12 protein-coding genes and 2 pseudogenes are annotated in these 17,400 nt (G+C 67.8%); 5 read left to right on the top strand and 9 right to left on the bottom strand.

Features of this window, described 5'->3' with window-relative positions:
* Positions 1 to 141: 141 nt before the first annotated feature.
* Both pstS (AC3A5T_RS07110) and pstS (AC3A5T_RS07115) read right to left on the bottom strand, forming a co-directional pair.
* Positions 142 to 1,236 (bottom strand): phosphate ABC transporter substrate-binding protein PstS, encoded by a 1,095-nt coding sequence (gene pstS, locus AC3A5T_RS07110; RefSeq protein ID WP_332076785.1) that lies wholly within the window; start codon positions 1,234 to 1,236, stop codon positions 142 to 144.
* 793 nt (positions 1,237 to 2,029) lie between these two features.
* Positions 2,030 to 3,064, bottom strand: coding sequence for a phosphate ABC transporter substrate-binding protein PstS (pstS, locus tag AC3A5T_RS07115; RefSeq protein WP_332076786.1), 1,035 nt, complete (start codon positions 3,062 to 3,064; stop codon positions 2,030 to 2,032).
* A gap of 291 nt (positions 3,065 to 3,355) precedes the next feature.
* Between pstS (AC3A5T_RS07115) and AC3A5T_RS07120 the strand changes: the two genes are divergently transcribed.
* Positions 3,356 to 4,660, top strand: a complete 1,305-nt coding sequence (locus AC3A5T_RS07120) for a porin (protein ID WP_332076788.1) — start codon at positions 3,356 to 3,358, stop codon at positions 4,658 to 4,660.
* Positions 4,661 to 4,940: 280 nt separating this feature from the next.
* Here AC3A5T_RS07120 and AC3A5T_RS07125 read toward each other — a convergent pair whose 3' ends face one another.
* On the bottom strand, positions 4,941 to 6,173 hold the full coding sequence (locus AC3A5T_RS07125; protein WP_487627978.1) for a dipeptidase: 1,233 nt from the start codon (positions 6,171 to 6,173) through the stop codon (positions 4,941 to 4,943).
* 260 nt (positions 6,174 to 6,433) lie between these two features.
* On the opposite strand from AC3A5T_RS07125, the gene AC3A5T_RS07130 reads away from it, so the two are divergent.
* Positions 6,434 to 8,020 carry a M28 family metallopeptidase gene (locus tag AC3A5T_RS07130; protein ID WP_487628191.1) on the top strand — a complete coding sequence of 529 codons (1,587 nt, stop codon included), beginning with the start codon at positions 6,434 to 6,436 and terminating at the stop codon, positions 8,018 to 8,020.
* Between the two features lie 155 nt (positions 8,021 to 8,175).
* On the opposite strand, the gene nth is transcribed toward AC3A5T_RS07130, so the two are convergent.
* Genes nth through AC3A5T_RS07145 form a run of 3 tightly spaced genes read right to left on the bottom strand, consistent with a single transcriptional unit; the run spans position 8,176 to position 10,054 of the window.
* Positions 8,176 to 8,868 carry an endonuclease III gene (gene nth, locus AC3A5T_RS07135; protein WP_487627979.1) on the bottom strand — a complete coding sequence of 231 codons (693 nt, stop codon included), beginning with the start codon at positions 8,866 to 8,868 and terminating at the stop codon, positions 8,176 to 8,178.
* On the bottom strand, positions 8,865 to 9,257 hold the full coding sequence (locus AC3A5T_RS07140) for a hypothetical protein (protein WP_332076791.1): 393 nt from the start codon (positions 9,255 to 9,257) through the stop codon (positions 8,865 to 8,867). The genes nth and AC3A5T_RS07140 overlap by 4 nt, the downstream gene beginning before the upstream one ends.
* A 14-nt stretch (positions 9,258 to 9,271) precedes the next feature.
* On the bottom strand, positions 9,272 to 10,054 hold the full coding sequence (locus AC3A5T_RS07145; RefSeq protein ID WP_487627980.1) for an enoyl-CoA hydratase-related protein: 783 nt from the start codon (positions 10,052 to 10,054) through the stop codon (positions 9,272 to 9,274).
* Positions 10,055 to 10,235: 181 nt separating this feature from the next.
* On the opposite strand from AC3A5T_RS07145, the gene AC3A5T_RS07150 reads away from it, so the two are divergent.
* The 3 genes and pseudogenes from AC3A5T_RS07150 to AC3A5T_RS07160 all read left to right on the top strand — a co-directional run bounded on the left by AC3A5T_RS07150 (position 10,236) and on the right by AC3A5T_RS07160 (position 12,743).
* Positions 10,236 to 10,928 carry an FKBP-type peptidyl-prolyl cis-trans isomerase N-terminal domain-containing protein gene (locus AC3A5T_RS07150; RefSeq protein ID WP_332076793.1) on the top strand — a complete coding sequence of 231 codons (693 nt, stop codon included), beginning with the start codon at positions 10,236 to 10,238 and terminating at the stop codon, positions 10,926 to 10,928.
* 131 nt (positions 10,929 to 11,059) lie between these two features.
* Positions 11,060 to 11,880, top strand: a pseudogene (locus tag AC3A5T_RS07155) (CoA pyrophosphatase).
* Positions 11,877 to 12,743, top strand: coding sequence for a sulfurtransferase (locus AC3A5T_RS07160; protein WP_487627981.1), 867 nt, complete (start codon positions 11,877 to 11,879; stop codon positions 12,741 to 12,743). The pseudogene AC3A5T_RS07155 and the gene AC3A5T_RS07160 overlap by 4 nt, the downstream one beginning before the upstream one ends.
* A gap of 261 nt (positions 12,744 to 13,004) precedes the next feature.
* Here AC3A5T_RS07160 and AC3A5T_RS07165 read toward each other — a convergent pair whose 3' ends face one another.
* The 3 genes and pseudogenes from AC3A5T_RS07165 to uvrA form a co-directional block, all read right to left on the bottom strand.
* Positions 13,005 to 13,763, bottom strand: a complete 759-nt coding sequence (locus tag AC3A5T_RS07165) for an enoyl-CoA hydratase/isomerase family protein (protein ID WP_487627982.1) — start codon at positions 13,761 to 13,763, stop codon at positions 13,005 to 13,007.
* A gap of 109 nt (positions 13,764 to 13,872) precedes the next feature.
* Positions 13,873 to 14,283, bottom strand: a complete 411-nt coding sequence (locus AC3A5T_RS07170) for an acyl-CoA thioesterase (protein WP_332076796.1) — start codon at positions 14,281 to 14,283, stop codon at positions 13,873 to 13,875.
* A 191-nt stretch (positions 14,284 to 14,474) separates the two neighbouring features.
* Positions 14,475 to 17,357, bottom strand: a pseudogene (gene uvrA, locus AC3A5T_RS07175) (excinuclease ABC subunit UvrA); the annotation flags it as partial.
* Between the last annotated feature and the right edge of the window lie 43 nt (positions 17,358 to 17,400).

Consider the following 17,400-nt stretch of genomic DNA (forward strand, 5'->3'; position numbering starts at 1 on the left):
GAGCGGTGTGGATCCGTTGATCCAGCGAACGCCGGAATCCGATGACCGTGTGCGTGGGAGCGCGATCACGTCACTGGATCCCGGCCTGCGCCGGGATGACGATCCGTGGCCGCGCCCGCATGCGCGGGCGCGGACGGAACTTCACTTGAACTCGGCTGCCCAGTAGGCCTCGATCTGCTGCACCAGCTCGGCCGGCAGCGGCACGTAGTGCAACTCGCTGGCCTGCGCCTGGCCCGACTCGAACGCCCACTTGAAGAAGTCGCGGGCGGCCTGGCTGCGGGCGGCGTCCTTCGGCTGCTTGTGCATCAGCATGAAGTTGGTCGCCGTGATCGGCCACGCGTCCGGACCGGGCGCATTGGTGATGACCAGATTGAAGTCCTGCGCGCTCGCCCAGTCGGCGGTTGCGGCCGCGGCGGCGAAGCTTTCCTCGCTCGGCTGCACCCAGTTGCCGGCCGCGTTCTGCAGCGAGGCATAGGGCATGTTGTTCTGCAGCGCGTAGGCCAGCTCGACGTAGCCGATCGAGCCCTTGATCTGCTGCACGTACGAGGCGACGCCTTCGTTGCCCTTGCCACCCACGCCCGACGGCCACTGCACCGAGGTGCCTTCGCCGACGGTCGACTTCCACGACTCGCTGACCTTCGACAGGTAGTTGGAGAAGTTGAACGTGGTGCCCGAGCCGTCCGAGCGGTGGACGATGCTGATCTTGCCGGCTGGCAGGGTCACACCGGGGTTGAGCGCGGCGATCGCCGGGTCGTTCCAGGTGGCGACCTTGCCCAGGAAGATGTCCGCCAGCAGCGAACCGGTCAGCTTCAGCTGGCCCGGCTGCAGGCCGTCGACGTTGATCACCGGCACCACGCCGCCGATCGCCGACGGGAACTGGCCCAGGCCCGAGGCCTGCAGCTCGGCGCTGTCGAGCGGCTTGTCGGACGAACCGAAGTCCACCGTGCCCGCCTTGATCTGCGCGATGCCGCCGCCCGAACCGATCGACTGGTAATTGACCTTGTTGCCGGTAGCGGCGTTGTAGTCGGCCGACCACTTCGACACCAGCGGGAAGATGAACGATGCACCGGCGCCCGAGATCTCGGCAGCGACGCGGTCGCCGGCCGGCTGTGCGGCGCCCGGAGCGCCTTCGGCGGCCTGACCGGCCGGCGCGTCCGCGCTGTTGCCACCACAGGCGGCGAGGAAGATGAGCGAGGACAGCGCGAGGGCACCGATCCGGATCGTCTGACGGGACATGCGTGGCTCCAATTGAGTGCGGCAACGCATGGCGTCGCCTCGGTCCGCACATGAAATGATGTTTTTGTTACAGCCGTATGACGCGTGCCATCTGGATGAATGACAGCTGCACCGGGCGGGCGGAATGCGATGGGGTTCCGGGATGTCGCTGGATGGACATCGCGGGCTCACGGGGGTTTGACGGTGAGGGCGAGTGATCCGCGAGCCTCAGGGAGATGGGAATCGCGGCGGTTCGAAGATCGCAGACGAACAGCACCTCTCCCTTCGGGAGAGAGCCTGCCCCGGACTTGATCGGGGGTCGCTGCGCGAAGCGCAGCGGGTGAGGGCTGGGGGTGATGCGCTGAACGTTGACTCGGACGCCAGCCTTCAATTGAAGCCGTCTCATCATTTCAGCTGCGCCAAGTCCGGTCCAAAGAGATCAGGAACTGCGCGAGCGTCGGCCCTCACCCCAACCCCTCTCCCCGGGGGAGAGGGGCTTTATCCGCGCGCGCCGAGCTATGCGCGAGTAGGTACCTCTCCCTCCAGGGAGCCTGCCCCGGACTGGATCCGGGGTCGACGCGCATCGCGCGTCGGGTGAGGGTCGATGTCTCGCGCGCCGGGTAGGGAAGCGCGAAGTGGCTGGCACGGAAGCACCCCCTCCGCGCTTTCCCGCAAGCGCACCTTCGACCAAACCCCGTCCCGCCAGAAATCAAAAAAAAACGGGCCCGAAGGCCCGCGGAGGAAAATGGGGAGAGAGATCTGTTCTGGCATCACGTCCGGCCGGCGCATCGCTGGACGCGCCGGCCGGGCTGGATCAGTAGCGGGCGTTCTCGGCCCAGTAGCGCTCGATCTGCTGCACCAGCGGCGCGGGCAGCGGGACGTAGCCCAGGGCGCGCGCCTGCTCGCCGCCATTGGCGTAGACCCAGCGGAAGAACTCCTGGGCGTTCTTGGCGCTGGCGCGGTTGCGCGGCTGGCGGTGCATCAGGATGAAGTTGGTCGCGGTGATCGGCCAGGAGTTCTCGCCCGGTGCGTTCGTCATCACCAGGAAGAAGTCGCGGCTTGCACCCCAGTTGGCGCTGGCGGCGGCGGCCGAGAAGGTCTCTTCGCTCGGATTGACGAAGTTGCCGGCCGCGTTCTTCAGACGCGAATAGGCGAGGCGGTTCTGCAGCGCGTACGACAGCTCGACGTAGCCGATGCCGCCCTTGATCTGCTTCACGTAGGCGGCGACGCCTTCGTTGCCCTTGCCGCCGATGCCGACCGGCCACTTGACCGTCGTGCCTTCGCCGACGCCGTTCTTCCAGTCCGGGCTGACCTTGGACAGGTAGTTGACGAAGTTGAAGGTGGTGCCCGAACCGTCCGAGCGGTGGACCACGGTGATGCGCGCGTCGGGCAGGGTGATGCCGCCGTTGAGCGCAGCGATCGCCGGGTCGTTCCAGCGGGTGATCTTGCCCAGGAAGATGTTCGCCAGCGTGTCGCCGTCGAGCTTCATCGCGCCTGCGGCCACGCCTTCAACGTTGACGATCGGCACCACGCCGCCGATGACCGACGGGAACTGCACTAGGCCGGACTTGGCCAGGTCTTCCGGCGGCAGCGGGGCGTCGGAAGAGCCGAAGTCCACGGTGCCGGCCTTGATCTGGGCGATGCCGCCGCCCGAACCGATCGACTGGTAGTTGATCTGCTTGCTGGTGGCGGTGCGGTAGTCGGCCGACCAGCGGGTCATGGCCGGATAGACGAACGATGCGCCTGCGCCGGTCACGTCGTTGGCCATGGCGGGAGCGGCGAACGTGGTCGCCAGCAGCGTGGTCGACAGCGCGACAGCCGCGACCCGGTTCTTGAGCAGTGCGTACATGGGGTTCCCTGGAGTGTTGGACGGCCTGTGTCGCCGCAAGGCGTATTCAACGCAGCGCGCATGACATTTCCGCGACAGGTCGATGACCGCCCGATGACGTGTGCCGGCGCGCATCGCCGCAGGCCGCGGGCGGGCTGTCACCGGACTGTCATGCGGATGCCATCGCAGTGTCAGCAAACCTGCGCAGGCTGCGCACCTGTCGCTAACGGGCGTTTAACGCCACGACGGTCGGAGCCGGCGTGGCCTGCGCGCGGCGGGCGATCCAATCCTCACTCTCTTCGGGAATCCACCATGCGTCATTCCATCCTGGCCGCGTCCGTCGCACTCGCTGTCGCGTCCGTCTCGTTCTCCGCAGCCGCCCAGAGCCAGAACCGGGACTCCGAAGTCGCCGCGCTGCGCGCGCAGCTGGCCGAAATGCAGGCCAAGATCGACGCGCTCGAAGTCCGCACCGATGCGCAGTCCGACATCAACATCGGCACGCAGGAGAGCCTGGACAAGATGGCGACCACGATGCCGGTCGTCGACACCAAGGGTGGCCTGAAGGTCACCTCGGCCGACAAGAAGTTCGAGTTCTCCGCCGGCGGCCGCATCCACTTCGATGCCTACGCCTTCGACCGCGACCAGGCCGCGACCACCGGCACCACCGAGTTCCGCCGCGCGCGCATCACGCTGCAGGGCAAGGCCTACGGCTGGGATTACAAGTTCGAACAGGACTTCGCGGCCGGCAGCGGCCTCGACGGCTTCCGCGACGTCTACATCGCCAAGTCGGCGCTGGGCGGCAAGTTCACCATCGGTCACTTCAAGCCCTACCGCTCGATGGAAGAGCTGACCAGCTCCAACGAGATCCTGATGATGGAGCGTCCGTTCTCCAGCGCCACGGGCCTGTTCAACGGCCGCCAGTTCCAGCAGGGCGTGGGCTACATGCGCGCCGACGGCAACTACACCGCCGGCCTGTCGGTGTTCAACCTGCGCAGCGCCTCGGGCAGCCGCAACGAAGGCGTCGGCGCAGCCGGCCGCTTCACGTTCGCGCCGATCAACACCGAAGACAGCACGCTGCACTTCGGCGGCTGGGCCAGCCAGGAGAACGTGAACCAGGGCTCGGCCGACCTGACCTTCGCCGCCAACTACGCCGGCCGCCGCGGCCCGGCGCAGACCATCGCCACGACCACCGCGCTCAGCCGCAACCAGGTCACCGCGGTCGGCGTCGAAGCCGCCGGTTCGTTCGGCCCGCTGTTCTTCCAGGCCGAATACGCCAACGCCACCTACGGCCGTCCGCTCGGCGCCGACCAGGATGTCGCCACGTGGTACGTGCAGGGCAGCTGGCTGCTCAACGGCGGCCACAAGGCCTACAAGCCGGCCAACGGCATCTTCGCGTCGCCCAAGGTGGCCGACAAGGGGCTGTGGGAACTCACCGCGCGCTACGATACGGTCGAGAACAAGGACATCCGCAACATGGATGTCAGCAGCTGGATCGTCGGCATGAACTACTACGTCAATCCGAACCTGCGCTTCATGTTCAACTACACCAAGGGCGACAACACCTTCACCGGCGACGAGACCGGCCAGTACGCGCTGCGTACCCAGTTCTCGTTCTGATCGAAGCGACACGTTCCACCGGAAGGCCCACAGCGCAAGCTGCGGGCCTTTCCTTTTGTCCGGACATCATGCCGGTCACGCTCGTCTTCGGTGCACCTCTCCCTTCGGGAGAGGTCGATGCGCCTCGCGCATCGGGTGAGGGCAGAGCTTTGCTGGACGATTCCAGAGCGTTGTCGTCCGTCCCTGGATGACCCGCAGTTCGGATGTCGAAAGCTTCGCGGCGTTCTCTTTCGGCATCTTCTGCCGGAGGGAAAACGCGTGTCATGAAGTCCTCAAGCACTCACCGCGTTGCCGATGCATCCGCCTCGGCCACCGCCTGTGCCTCCCGGATCACGCGCAGCAGGTTCCCGCTCCACATCGCCTCGATCTGTTCTTCGGTGTAGCCGGCCTCGAGCAGCCGCGCGGTGATCTTCGGCAGGTCCGAGACGTCTTCCAGACCGACCACGCCGCCGCCCCCGTCCCAATCCGCGCCGAAGCCGACGTGCTCGGGCCCGGCGACCTCGATGATGTGCAGGATGTGGGCGAAATAATCGTCCAGCGTGGCTTTCTTCAAGCCGTGCTTGGCGTCGAGCTCGCCGCGCAGGCGATCGAACTGAGCGTAGTTGGCTTCACTCAGATTCGCGCGGCCGCCGAAGCGCTCGTACAGCGCACGCAGATCGCTCTGGTAGGCGGGCGTGGCGCCGGTGTCGATCAGATAGCTGCCCAGCGAGTTCACCAGGATCACGCCGCCGTGCTCGGCCAAGGTGCGGATGCGCGCATCGTCGATGTTGCGCGGATGTTCGTGGATCGCGTCGGCGCCGGTGTGGCTGAGGATGATCGGCGCCTTCGACAATGCGATCAGCTGGTCGAACACCGCGTCCGACGCGTGCGACTGATCGAGCACGATGCCCAGCCGGTTGGCTTCGGCCACGAGCGCGCGGCCCTTGTCGCTGAGCCCGTTCCATTCCGGCGGCGTGCTCGCCGAATCGGCGAAATCGTTGTTCGAGGTGTGCACAAGGCCCAGCACGCGCACGCCGAGCCGGTGATACAGCGCGAGCAATGAAGGATCGGCGCTGAGCGGCGACGCGTTCTCGATGCTGATGTAGACCACGCGCTTGCCGGCATCGCGGATGCGCGGCGCGTCGTCGGCGGTGAGCGCGAGTTCGAAGGTGTCGGGATGCGCGGCCAGCAGTTCGCGGATTTCGACCAGCCGCACCAGGCCCGCATCGCGCGCCGCGCGATCGTCCTCGGGCGTTCGCCCGCGCTGGCCGGTGTAGATCACCCACAGGCCACCGTCGAGCCCGCCTTCGATCATCTTCGGCAGATCGACCTGGCTGGCGGTCGGCGGCGTGTCGTTGCGCTGCAGGATGTCCCAGCCGTCGCGGCCGAAGAAACTCGGCGTGTCGAGATGGCTGTCGAGGGTGAGGATGCGTTCGTGCAGGGCGCGGGCTTCGGCGGAGACGGCGTCGTCGGCGAGCGCGGGCGCGCAGGCGAGCGACAGGGCGAGGGCGAGACCGGACAGCAGTGGTTTCATGCGGGCGCGTCGGTGATGGGTTCACCCCGATGGTCGCATCCTGCGCCACCGCGATGCATGCGGCGACAGGCCGGGGCCGCACGGTCAAGTGCCGTCGTGCACCGCGCCCGCGGCGCGGGCAGCGCGTAGCATGGGCGGCCGCGCCGCGACAGGCGGCGTCGCTACGGGCCCGTCGTGCATCGCGGGTCCTCGTTCCGATTATCCCGGGGAGTTCCGTGAGCAAGCCGCAATCCAACTGTATCCGCCTGCTGCAGGCGACCATGGCCGCCGTCGCCCTTCTGCCGTGTCTGGCCTTCGCGCAGACGGTCGAACCGGTCGATCTCGATGTCGTCGCGCAGATCCGCCACGAGGCCTTCAATCGCTCGCAGGTCGCGGCCAATCTCAAGGAGCTGACCGAGACCATCGGTCCGCGCCTGACCAATTCGCCGGCCTACGTGCGCTCCAGCGAATGGGCGCGGAACAAGCTGAGCGGCTACGGCCTGACCAACGTGCACGACGAGGTCTACGACGCCGCCTTCGGCCGCGGCTGGGAGTTCCGCGCATCGCGCGTCGAGCTGCTGACCCCCCGTGAGCTGCCGATCCACGCGCTGCCCAAGGCGTGGACGCCCGGCACCAATGGGCCGGTCGAAGGCGAGCTGGTGCGCGCGACGTTCAAGACCGTCGAAGACATCGAGAAACAGCGCGGCAAGCTCGCCGGCAAGATCGTGTTGCTCGACGAGGCGCGCGCCTACAAGCCGGCCGACAAGCCCGACTTCCGCCGCCACACCGAGGAAGATCTCGGCGAGCTGCAGACGTTCCCGGTGCCGCAGGACCGCGATCCCGATGCGCAGAACAAGCGCCTCGACGAGTACCGCAAGCGCCAGGCACTGGTGCGCGCGCTCAACACCTTCTTCGCCGAGGAAGGCGTGCTGGCGACGCTGTCGATCAGTTCCTGGGACAACGGCATCGTGCGCGTGATGGGCGGCGGCGGCCGCAAGGCCGGCGATCCCGAGGGCGTGCCCGATCTCGTCGTCGCGGCCGAGCACTACAACCAGCTGGTGCGCGCGGTCGAGACCAAGCAGGCACCGCGCCTGCGCGTCGACGTGCAGGCCCGTTTCACCAGCGATACGGATCTGCCGGCGACCAACACCTTCGCCGAATTGCGCGGCACGTCGAAGGCCAACGAGAGCGTGATCATCGGCGCACATCTCGACTCCTGGCACACCGGCACCGGCGCAGCCGACAACGGTGCGGGCGTGGTCGTGATGATGGAAGCCATGCGCATCCTCAAGGCGATCGACGCGCGGCCGAAGCGCACGATCCGCATCGCGCTGTGGGGCGGCGAAGAGCAGGGCCTGCACGGCTCGGCCGGCTATGTCGCGAAGTATCTGGCCGACTGGCCGGCGCCGACCGATCCCGAGCAGATCGCACTGCCGCGCGCGTTCCAGCGCGGCACCGGCCCGCTGCAGCGCCGCGCCGGCTTCGACCGCTTCTCGACCTACTTCAACTTCGACAACGGGACCGGCCGCATCCGCGGCATCTACGCGCAGGAAAACCACGCTGCGGTGCCCGTGTTCCGCGCGTGGCTCGAGCCGTTCGCCGATCTTGGCGCGACGGTCGTGACGACCCGCAACACCGGCAGCACCGACCACATCTCGTTCGATCGCGTCGGCCTGCCGGGCTTCCAGTTCGTGCAGGACCCGGCCGACTACTTCAGCCATGTCCATCACACGCATCTCGACACCTACGATCACGTCGTGCCGGATGACCTGAAGCAGGCCGCGGCGATCATCGCCTCGTTCGCGTACCACGCGGCGATGCGCGACGAGCGCTTGCCGCGCAAGCCGTTTACCGAGCGGGACGAGTGAAGCGGACAGGGCTGCTGTGTGCCAGCCGCTGGCACATCAGCTGAGAAGAGAACAGCCGTCGTCCCAGCGGAAGCTGGGACCCATTTTGCGTTCAGCATGCGATCAAGATGGGCCCCAGCTTTCGCTGGAGCGACGAGACGAGAAAGGGCGCGAAATCAGCCCGCCGATCCCACCGTCTTGTCCTTGAACCGGCACAGATCCCGCACCACGCACTTCGGGCAATCCGGCTTGCGCGCCTTGCAGGTATAGCGCCCGTGCAGGATCAGCCAGTGGTGCGCGCCGAGCAGGAATTCCTCCGGAATCACGCGCATCAGCCGGTCCTCGACCGCGCGCACGTCCTTGCCCGGCGCGAGGCCCGTACGGTTCGACACGCGGAAGATATGCGTGTCGACCGCGATCGCCGGTTCGCCGAACACGGTGTTGAGCACGACGTTCGCGGTCTTGCGGCCGACGCCCGGCAGGGCTTCGAGCGCGGCGCGGTCGTGCGGCACCACGCCGCCGTGCTGCTCGACGAGGATGCGGCAGGCCGCGATCACATTCTTGGCCTTCGCGTTGAACAGGCCGATCGTCGAGATGTGGCGCTTGAGTGCGTCCTCGCCGAGATCGAGGATCGCCTGCGGCGTGTTCGCGACCGGATACAGCCGGCGCGTGGCCTTGTTGACGCCGACATCGGTCGCCTGCGCCGACAGGATCACCGCGATCAGCAGTTCGAACGGCGTGGTGTACTCGAGTTCGGTTGTGGGTTCGGGATCGATCTCGCGCAGCCGCGACAGGAATTCGTGAATCTCCGCGCGCGTCATCGTCGGGCCGCGCCGTTTCGGCGCAGCGGTCGGCGTCGGGACGCTCATGGCGTGCCGCCCGCCGCGCGCGCCTTGGCGCGGGCGAGGATCGCTGCGGCGTTCGACGGCAATGCAGGACGCGCTGGCGCGGCATCGGCAGCGGCCGGCGGCGGGGCGGGGACACGACGCGCGGCTTCGCGTTCCTCGGCGCGGCGGGCGAGCCGCGCGTTGCGTGCCTCGAAGCGCGCGCGCGCGTCCCACGCGGTGCGCAGACGCGCGCGCGTTGCGAGCAGCAACGCGCGTGCGTCGGCATCGAGTACCTCGGCGCAGGCGTCCGGCCAGGCGTCCATCAGGCCGGCATCGATCGCGGCATCGACGTCGTCCTCGCGCAGCAGCGCAACGAGACGTTCGAGTGTCGCGGGAGGCAGGGCGCTGGCGTCGGGCGGGCGGTGCGGCATGACGTGCGGGCGACTCAGCGGTTCTTGAACCCGGGCTTGCGGCGTTCGAGGAAGGCGCGCGTGCCTTCGCGCATGTCCTCGGTGGCGAACATCAGGCCGAATTGCGCCGCTTCGAACGCGAGCCCTTCACCGATCGCACTTTCGCCACCGGTGTTGATGCAGTCGAGCACGCCGCGCAGCGCGAGCGGGGCGGCGTTCGCCAGCTGTTCGGCCAGCGCCATCGTCTGCGTCTGCAGCTCGGCCGCCGGCGCGACGCGGTTGACGATGCCCAGCGCAAGCGCGCGTTCGGCGTTGACCGGCGCGCCGGTCAGGCACAGCTCCAGCGTGGCCGCGCGACCGGCCAGACGCAGCAGGCGCTGGGTGCCGCCGAAGCCCGGAATCAGGCCGAGATTCACTTCCGGCTGGCCGACCTTGGCGGTGTCACTGGCGATCCGCAGATGGCAGCACATTGCCAGTTCCAGCCCACCGCCCAGCGCGAAGCCGTTGACCATCGCGATCACCGGCTTGGGCAGGGTTTCGACCCGGCGCATCATCGCTTGGCCGCGCAATGCGAAATCGCGACCTTCGACGGGGCGCAGGTCGGCCATTTCGGCGATGTCCGCACCGGCGACGAACGCCTTGGGGCCGGCACCGGTCAGCACCACGACGCGCACCGCGTCATCGGCCGCGGCATCATCGAACGCGTGGTGCAGCGCATCGAGCGTCGCCGAGTTCAACGCGTTCAGCTTGTCGGGCCGGTTGACGGTGATGACGCGCACGGCGCCCTGGTCTTCGATCAGCAGCGGGGATTCGGACATGGAGACTCCAGGCGCAAAAGCGCCGCCCGTGGAACTTGTCGGGGCGGCCGCGGTCTAGTTGGGGGTCGTCAGTGGCGGTTAAGCCCTTCGACCGGTATCCTAGCGCGTCCATAGGGGGCGGTTCGACCGCCCCTTCGCGCGACAGGCGATATTGAAATCTGACCTAGCGGAGATCCACGGAATGAAGTTGCGTTTTATTGCGGCCGCCGTCGCGGCCATCACGTTCAGCGGCGCGGCGTTCGCGCAGCAGGCGGCAGCCCCCGCGGCTAACGCGAACGATCGCACCACGCTCAGCTATGCGTTGGGTTTCGATCTTGGCAATCGTCTGGCGGAGACCGGTGAGTCGGTCGACGTCAACACGATCATCAAGGGCCTGCAGGACGGTCACGGTCGCAAGGACCCGACCTATACGCCTGAGCAGATGGGCACGGCCTACAACGCGTTCCAGCAGCGCATGCAGGCGAAAATCGTCGCCGAGCGTCGTGCGGCACTGACCCAGAACGAGGGCCAGGCCACCACGTTCATCAACGAGTACAAGGCGCGCGAAGGCGTGGTCTCGCTGCCGAGCGGCGTGATGTACCGCGTCGTCGAAGCCGGCGCCGGCGCCAAGCCGACGACCAGCAGCACGGTCGAAGTCGCCTACCAGGCCCTGATCGTGCCGGCCGGCATCGGTCTGAGCCAGGAAGACAAGACCCCGCCGTTCCGCGTGTCGGAAGCCCCGATCGCCGGTCTGCGCGAAGTGCTGCCGCTGATGCCGCTCAACGCGGTGTACGAAGTGGTGTTCCCGCCGGGCAAGTTCGTCACCGGTGAAGGCACGCAGGAAATCGCACGCCAGCCGGTCGGCGTGATGGTGAAGCTGCTCAGCACCCGCTGATCCGCACTGCGATACGCGATACCCGACGCCGACGTGCTTGCACGTCGGCGTCGTCGTTTCCGGGCCGCGTGCAACGCCGATGCGCGTCCGCGTGCGCGGCGCCTGCGACAGTGCACCGGTAGAATCGGTGCATGGACGAACGCCCACGCGCCGTGCTCACGCCCTGCACCGGCGTCTGCACCCTCGACGAACACGGCACCTGCCACGGCTGCCTGCGCAGCCTGGCGGAGATCGGCGGCTGGCTGCAGATGAGCGATGCCCAGCGCCAGTGGTTGATGGATGTCGAACTGCCGGCGCGCGAGGCCGCGCGCGGATGAGCACCATGTTCGACACCGCTTTCGATACCGACAGCCTCGCGCAGGCGCTGCATCCACTCGATGCACCGCCGTCCGCACGCGGCTGGAACGTCGACGAACTCGATGGCCTGCTGGACGGTGCGGTCCAGCTGCGCGAAGCGGCGGTGCTGGTCGGTCTCGTGCGCCGCGCCGACGGTTTGCAGGCCGTGCTGACGCGCCGTACCGACACGCTGCGCCACCATGCCGGGCAGGTCAGCTTCCCGGGCGGTCGCGAAGAACCCGGCGATGGCGGGCCGCTGCAGGCGGCGCTGCGCGAAGCCTGTGAGGAGATCGGTCTGACCGCAGCGCAGGTGCAGCCGCTCGGCTATCTCGATCCACTGGCGACGATCACCGGCTATCGCGTGACGCCGGTCGTCGCGTTGCTCGATCCCGACTTCGAGGCGGTGCCGGAACCCGGCGAGGTGGCCGAGGTGTTCGAAGCGCCGCTGGCGTTCCTGATGGCGCCGGACAGCCTGCGCCACGTCGACATCGAATTCCGGGGCCGTATGCGCCACGTGCTGGAATACGAAACTCTCGCGGCCGCGCCCTCGCATCGCATCTGGGGCGCGACGGCGTCGATCCTGCTCAACCTGCGCGACCGTCTGGAACGCGCGTGAGCACGCGCTGGACCACGCTGGTCGACGCGCCGACGCTGGCGGCATCGCTGGGCGATCCGGACCTGCGCATCGTCGATTGCCGCTTCACGCTGGCGGTCGCCGGTGCATCCGACGGCGCCGGCGAATCGGCATGGCGCGACGCACACATTCCGGGCGCGGTCTACGCGCATCTCGAACGCGATCTGTCGGGTCCGAAAGGGCCGGGGCTCGGTCGTCATCCGTGGCCGACGGCCGATGCGTTCGCCGCGACGCTGTCGCGTCTGGACATCGCACCGGACATGCAGGTCGTCGCCTACGACGACAGCGACGGTGCATTCGCCGCGCGCCTGTGGTGGTTGCTGCGCAGCTTCGGGCACCGGCACGTCGCGGTGCTCGACGGCGGCTGGGCGGCCTGGCGTGCGCTCGAACTGCCGGTCGAGACGGCGGCGCCGCAGATCGCAGCGGCACCGTTGGCGGTCGGCGCCTTCGACGAAACGCGGCTGCTGCGTGATGCGGACGCCGTGCAGCGTCATCTCGATGCAGGCGGTCTGCTGCTCGACGCCCGCGCGGGGGCGCGCTTCCGGGGTGAAGTCGAACCGCTGGATCCACGCGCCGGCCATGTGCCTGGCGCGCGCAACCGGCCGTCTGCCGACAATCTCGACGCGGGGCGGTTCAAGCCTGCGAACGTGCTCGCGGCGGAATTCGATGCGGTGCTCGGCGGGCATGCACCGACGGATGTGGCGGTGATGTGCGGCTCGGGCGTCACCGCGTGTCACCACCTGCTGGCGATGGCGCATGCCGGCCGCGATGGCGCGAAGTTGTATGCGCCGTCGTGGAGTGGTTGGGTAGCTGATCCTGCGCTTGAGGTTGCGGTCGGGGAGTGAGCCGTCGCTGATGTAGGCGACGAGCCGCTTTGACCGAGAGCATTGTTCAGCCTGTTCGGAACGACCAGCTCGATATCGCCAACAGATCAAAATGGATCCCAGCGTGCGCTGGGATGACGATCCGGGCGGACCACTGACGCAACGGATTGGCGTTGTTGGGCCACGAGGCGCCCACTTGCGTGCGCGAAACTCGAAGCCGTCGCCCCAGCGCACGCTGGGGCCCATCTTGATTCTGCTCTTGGCGAACCGGTCGACCGGACCTCAACGCCCCAGCCGCGCCACCAGCGCCCGCAACCCCGCCTGCGTATCGGGCGCGTTCCACGCATCGACGAAGCGATCGAGTTCGATGTTCGCGGGCGACAGCGCCTCCACCAGATCCGCCCGCGCGATCGCGCGGGTTTCGAGCATCGGCGCGCGGGGCAGGGCGAGCAGGGATTCGAGCCACAGGCGCGCGCGCAGCGGCACTTCATCGATACCCGCCAGTTCATCCACCAGACCGAGACGCAGCGCCTCGTCCGCATCGACGAGCAGGCCACCGACCAGCAACCGCTCGGCCTGGCGCGCGCCGATCGTGCGCCGCATCAGGCGCTGGATGCCGTCCGGTGCGACCAGGCCGACCTGCGTCTCGTTGAGACCGATGCGGTACGCGCCGGACGCCATGACGCGGTAGTCGCAGCACAGCGCCAGCACGCAGCCGCCGGCAGGCGCGTGGCCTGCGATCGCGGCGACGACCGGCATCGGCGCGCCGGCGAGTGCACGCGTGCCAGCGAAGAACGCATCCCAGGCATCGCTCAGCGACGCGGCGTTCGGCAGAGACAACAGATGCGGCACGTCGAGGCCGCCGGAAAACACCTTCGGGCCACCGGCGAGCACGACGCCGCCGACGCCATCTGCGGCCGCGGTTTCGATCGCATCGCGCAGCGCGAGACACAGCGCCGGATCGAGCGCGTTCGCGGGCGGTCGTGCGAGCCTGAGCTCGCGGATCGGGCCGTGGTCCTGGGTCTCGATCAATGCGGTCATCGCGTCGGATCCATGCGGGAAGACTCCGCATGGTAGCGACAGTGCGATGTCTGGGCCGTGGCCCGGCGCTGGAAATGCAGCGCCTGCAGGTGACAGGCGCCGCGTTGAATCAGCCGGCGGCGAGCGCCTTCGCGCGCACCGATTCCGGCAATGCGACCGGACGCCCGGTCGCGCGGTCGATCCACACCATCACCACATGCCCGTCGGCGTGCAGCGTGGCGCCGTCGTCGGACACGATGCGGTGGCCGATCGTCACGCTGGAGTTGCCGAGACGATCGGCCAGCAGTTCGACGACGATCTTCGACGGATACGGAATCGGCACCTTGTAGTTCATCTGCACCGCCGCGAGCAGCGGCGCGGTCTCGTCGGTGACCCAGGCCTCGCCCACCGTGTCGAACCAGCGGATGCGCGCCTCCTCGAGGTAGGTCATGAAGTTGGAATTGTTGACGTGGTTGAACGCATCGAGATCGCGCCAGCGCAGCTCGATCGGCATCCGGATCAGCACCTTCGATTCGCTCATGCCTTGGCTCCCTTCTTCTTCGGCGCCTGTTTCGCGGCGGTTTTCTTCGCGATCGGCGGCGTCGCCGCGTCCGCGTCGGGGTCGACGTGCTTCGAGCCGGCCTTCATCAGTTCCGCGCGCACTTTCGCATCGGCCTCGGCGGCCTTCGTGGAGGCGCCCTTGCGCGGCAAGGGCTTGGGCAGGTGCGACGTCGATTTGCGCGCCAGTTTGCGTTCCGGCTTCGGCGCCGCGGGTTCCGGCAGCGTCGTCTCGAGCAGGCGCGCGAGGAACTGGCCGGTGTGCGATTGGGGCATCGCCGCGACCTGCTCGGGCGTGCCCTCGGCGATGATCTGGCCGCCGCGGTGGCCGCCTTCGGGGCCGAGATCGATGACCCAGTCCGCGGTCTTGATCACGTCGAGGTTGTGCTCGATCACGACCACCGTATTGCCGTCGTCGCGCAGCTTGTGCAGCACGGCGAGCAGATGCTCGATGTCGTGGAAGTGCAGGCCCGTCGTCGGTTCGTCGAGGATGTACAGCGTGCGCCCGGTGTCGCGACGCGAGAGTTCCTTCGACAGCTTGACGCGCTGCGCCTCGCCGCCCGACAGCGTGGTCGCGCTCTGGCCGAGCTTGACGTAGGCCAGGCCGACGTCGACCAGTGTTTCGAGCTTGCGCGCGATCGGTGGCAGGTTTTCGAACAGGCCCAGCGCGTCCTCGACCGTCATCTCCAGCACGTCGTGGATGCTGTGGCCCTTGTAGAGGATCTCCAGCGTCTCGCGGTTGTAGCGCTTGCCGTGGCAGACGTCGCAGGGCACGTAGACGTCGGGCAGGAAGTGCATCTCCACCTTTAGCAGGCCGTCGCCCTGACAGGCTTCGCAGCGCCCGCCGCGCACGTTGAAGCTGAAGCGGCCGGCCGCATACCCGCGTGAGCGTGCCTCGGGCACCTGCGCGAACAGCTCGCGCAGCGGCGTGAACAGGCCGGTGTAGGTCGCCGGATTCGAACGCGGCGTACGGCCGATCGGCGACTGGTCGATGTCGACGACCTTGTCGAACAGGTCCAACCCTTCGATCTCGCGATACGGCGCCGCCTTGTGCGAGGCGCCGTTGATCTCGTTCGCCGCCAGCGAATGCAGGGTGTCGTTGATCAGCGTCGACTTGCCCGAGCCGGACACGCCGGTGATCGCGGTGAACAGGCCCGAATGGATCGTCAGGTCGACGTTCTTGAGGTTGTGGCCGGACGCGCCGAGCAACTTGAGCTGCATCTTCGGATTCGGCTTGTGGCGCTTGGCCGGAATCTCGATGCGCTTGCGGCCGCTGAGGTACTGGCCGGTCAGCGAGCGCGGTGCCTTGAGCACGTCCTCGTACGAGCCTTGCGCCACGACTTCGCCGCCGTGCACGCCGGCACCGGGACCGATGTCCACGATGTGATCGGCGAGACGGATCGCGTCCTCGTCGTGCTCGACGACGATGACCGTATTGCCGAGGTCGCGCAGCCGCGTCAGCGTGCCGAGCAGACGCTCGTTGTCGCGCTGGTGCAGGCCGATCGACGGCTCGTCGAGCACGTACATCACGCCCACCAGACCGGCGCCGATCTGCGACGCCAGGCGGATGCGCTGCGCTTCGCCGCCCGACAGCGTGTCGGCCTTGCGTTCCAGCGTCAGGTAGTCGAGACCGACATCGACGAGGAAGCTCAGGCGCTCGCCGATTTCCTTGACGATCTTGGCCGCGATCTCGCCGCGCCAGCCCGGCAGTTCCATCGTGTTGAAGAACGTCAGCGCTTCATCGATCGGCAGCACGACCAGCGACTGCATCGGCCGGTCGGCGACGAACACGTTGCGCGCCGAACGGTTGAGGCGCGCGCCGCCGCAATCGGGACACGGCCGCTCGCTGATGTACTTGCCCAGCTCCTCGCGCACCGCCGACGACTCGGTCTCGCGATACCGGCGCTCGAGGTTCGGCACGATGCCTTCGAAACGGTGCTTGCGCTGGGTGCGCGCGCCCGAATCGGTGATGTAGGTGAAGTTGATCGTCTCGGTGCCGCTGCCGAACAGCACCGCATCGCGCGAGGCCTGCGGCAGTTCCTGCCACGGCGTGTCGACGTCGAAGCCGTAGTGCTTGGCCAGCGACTGCAGCAGCTGGAAGTAGTACGCGTTGCGGCGATCCCAGCCGCGCACCGCGCCCGCGGCCAGCGACAGCTCCGGATGCACGACCACGCGGTCGGGATCGAAGAACTCGCTGACGCCCAGACCGTCGCAGGTCTGGCAGGCGCCGATCGGCGAGTTGAACGAGAACAGGCGCGGCTCGAGCTCGGGCAGCGCGTAATCGCAGACCGGGCAGCTGTACTTGGACGAGAACAGGTGCGGCGCGATCGAGGCATCGTCGATCGCCTGCACCGACACCATGCCTTCGCCGAGCTTGAGCGCGGTCTCGAAGGATTCGGCCAGGCGCTGCTTCATGTCCTCGCGGACCTTGAAGCGGTCGATCACGGCCTCGATCGTGTGCTTCTGGCGCAGCGCGAGCGTGGGCAGGCCGTCGATCTCGTAGAGCTCGCCGTCGACGCGTACGCGCACGTAGCCCTGCGCGCGCAGCTGCTCGAACACCTGGGCGTGTTCGCCCTTGCGCTCGCGCACGACCGGCGCCAGCAGCATCCAGCGCTGCTCGGGATCGAGGGTCAGCACGTGGTCGACCATCTGGCTGACCGTCTGCGCTTCCAGCGGATAGCCGTGGTCCGGGCAGCGCGGACTGCCGACGCGGGCGTAGAGCAGGCGCAGGTAGTCGTAGATCTCGGTGATCGTGCCGACCGTCGACCGCGGATTGTGCGAGGTCGACTTCTGCTCGATCGAGATCGCCGGCGACAGACCTTCGATGTGGTCGATGTCGGGCTTTTCCATCACGCTGAGGAACTGGCGTGCATACGACGACAGCGACTCGACGTAGCGGCGCTGGCCCTCGGCATAGATCGTGTCGAACGCGAGCGACGACTTGCCCGAGCCCGACAGACCGGTGATGACGATCAGCTGGTCGCGTGGCAGGTCGAGGTCGATGTTCTTGAGGTTGTGGGTACGTGCACCGCGAATGCGGATGGTATCCATCGCCATCGGCTTGGGAATCCGGTTGTGGAACGGGGGGGAGGACGGTCCG

Source organism: Luteimonas sp. Soil_C_16 (assembly GCF_057657295.1).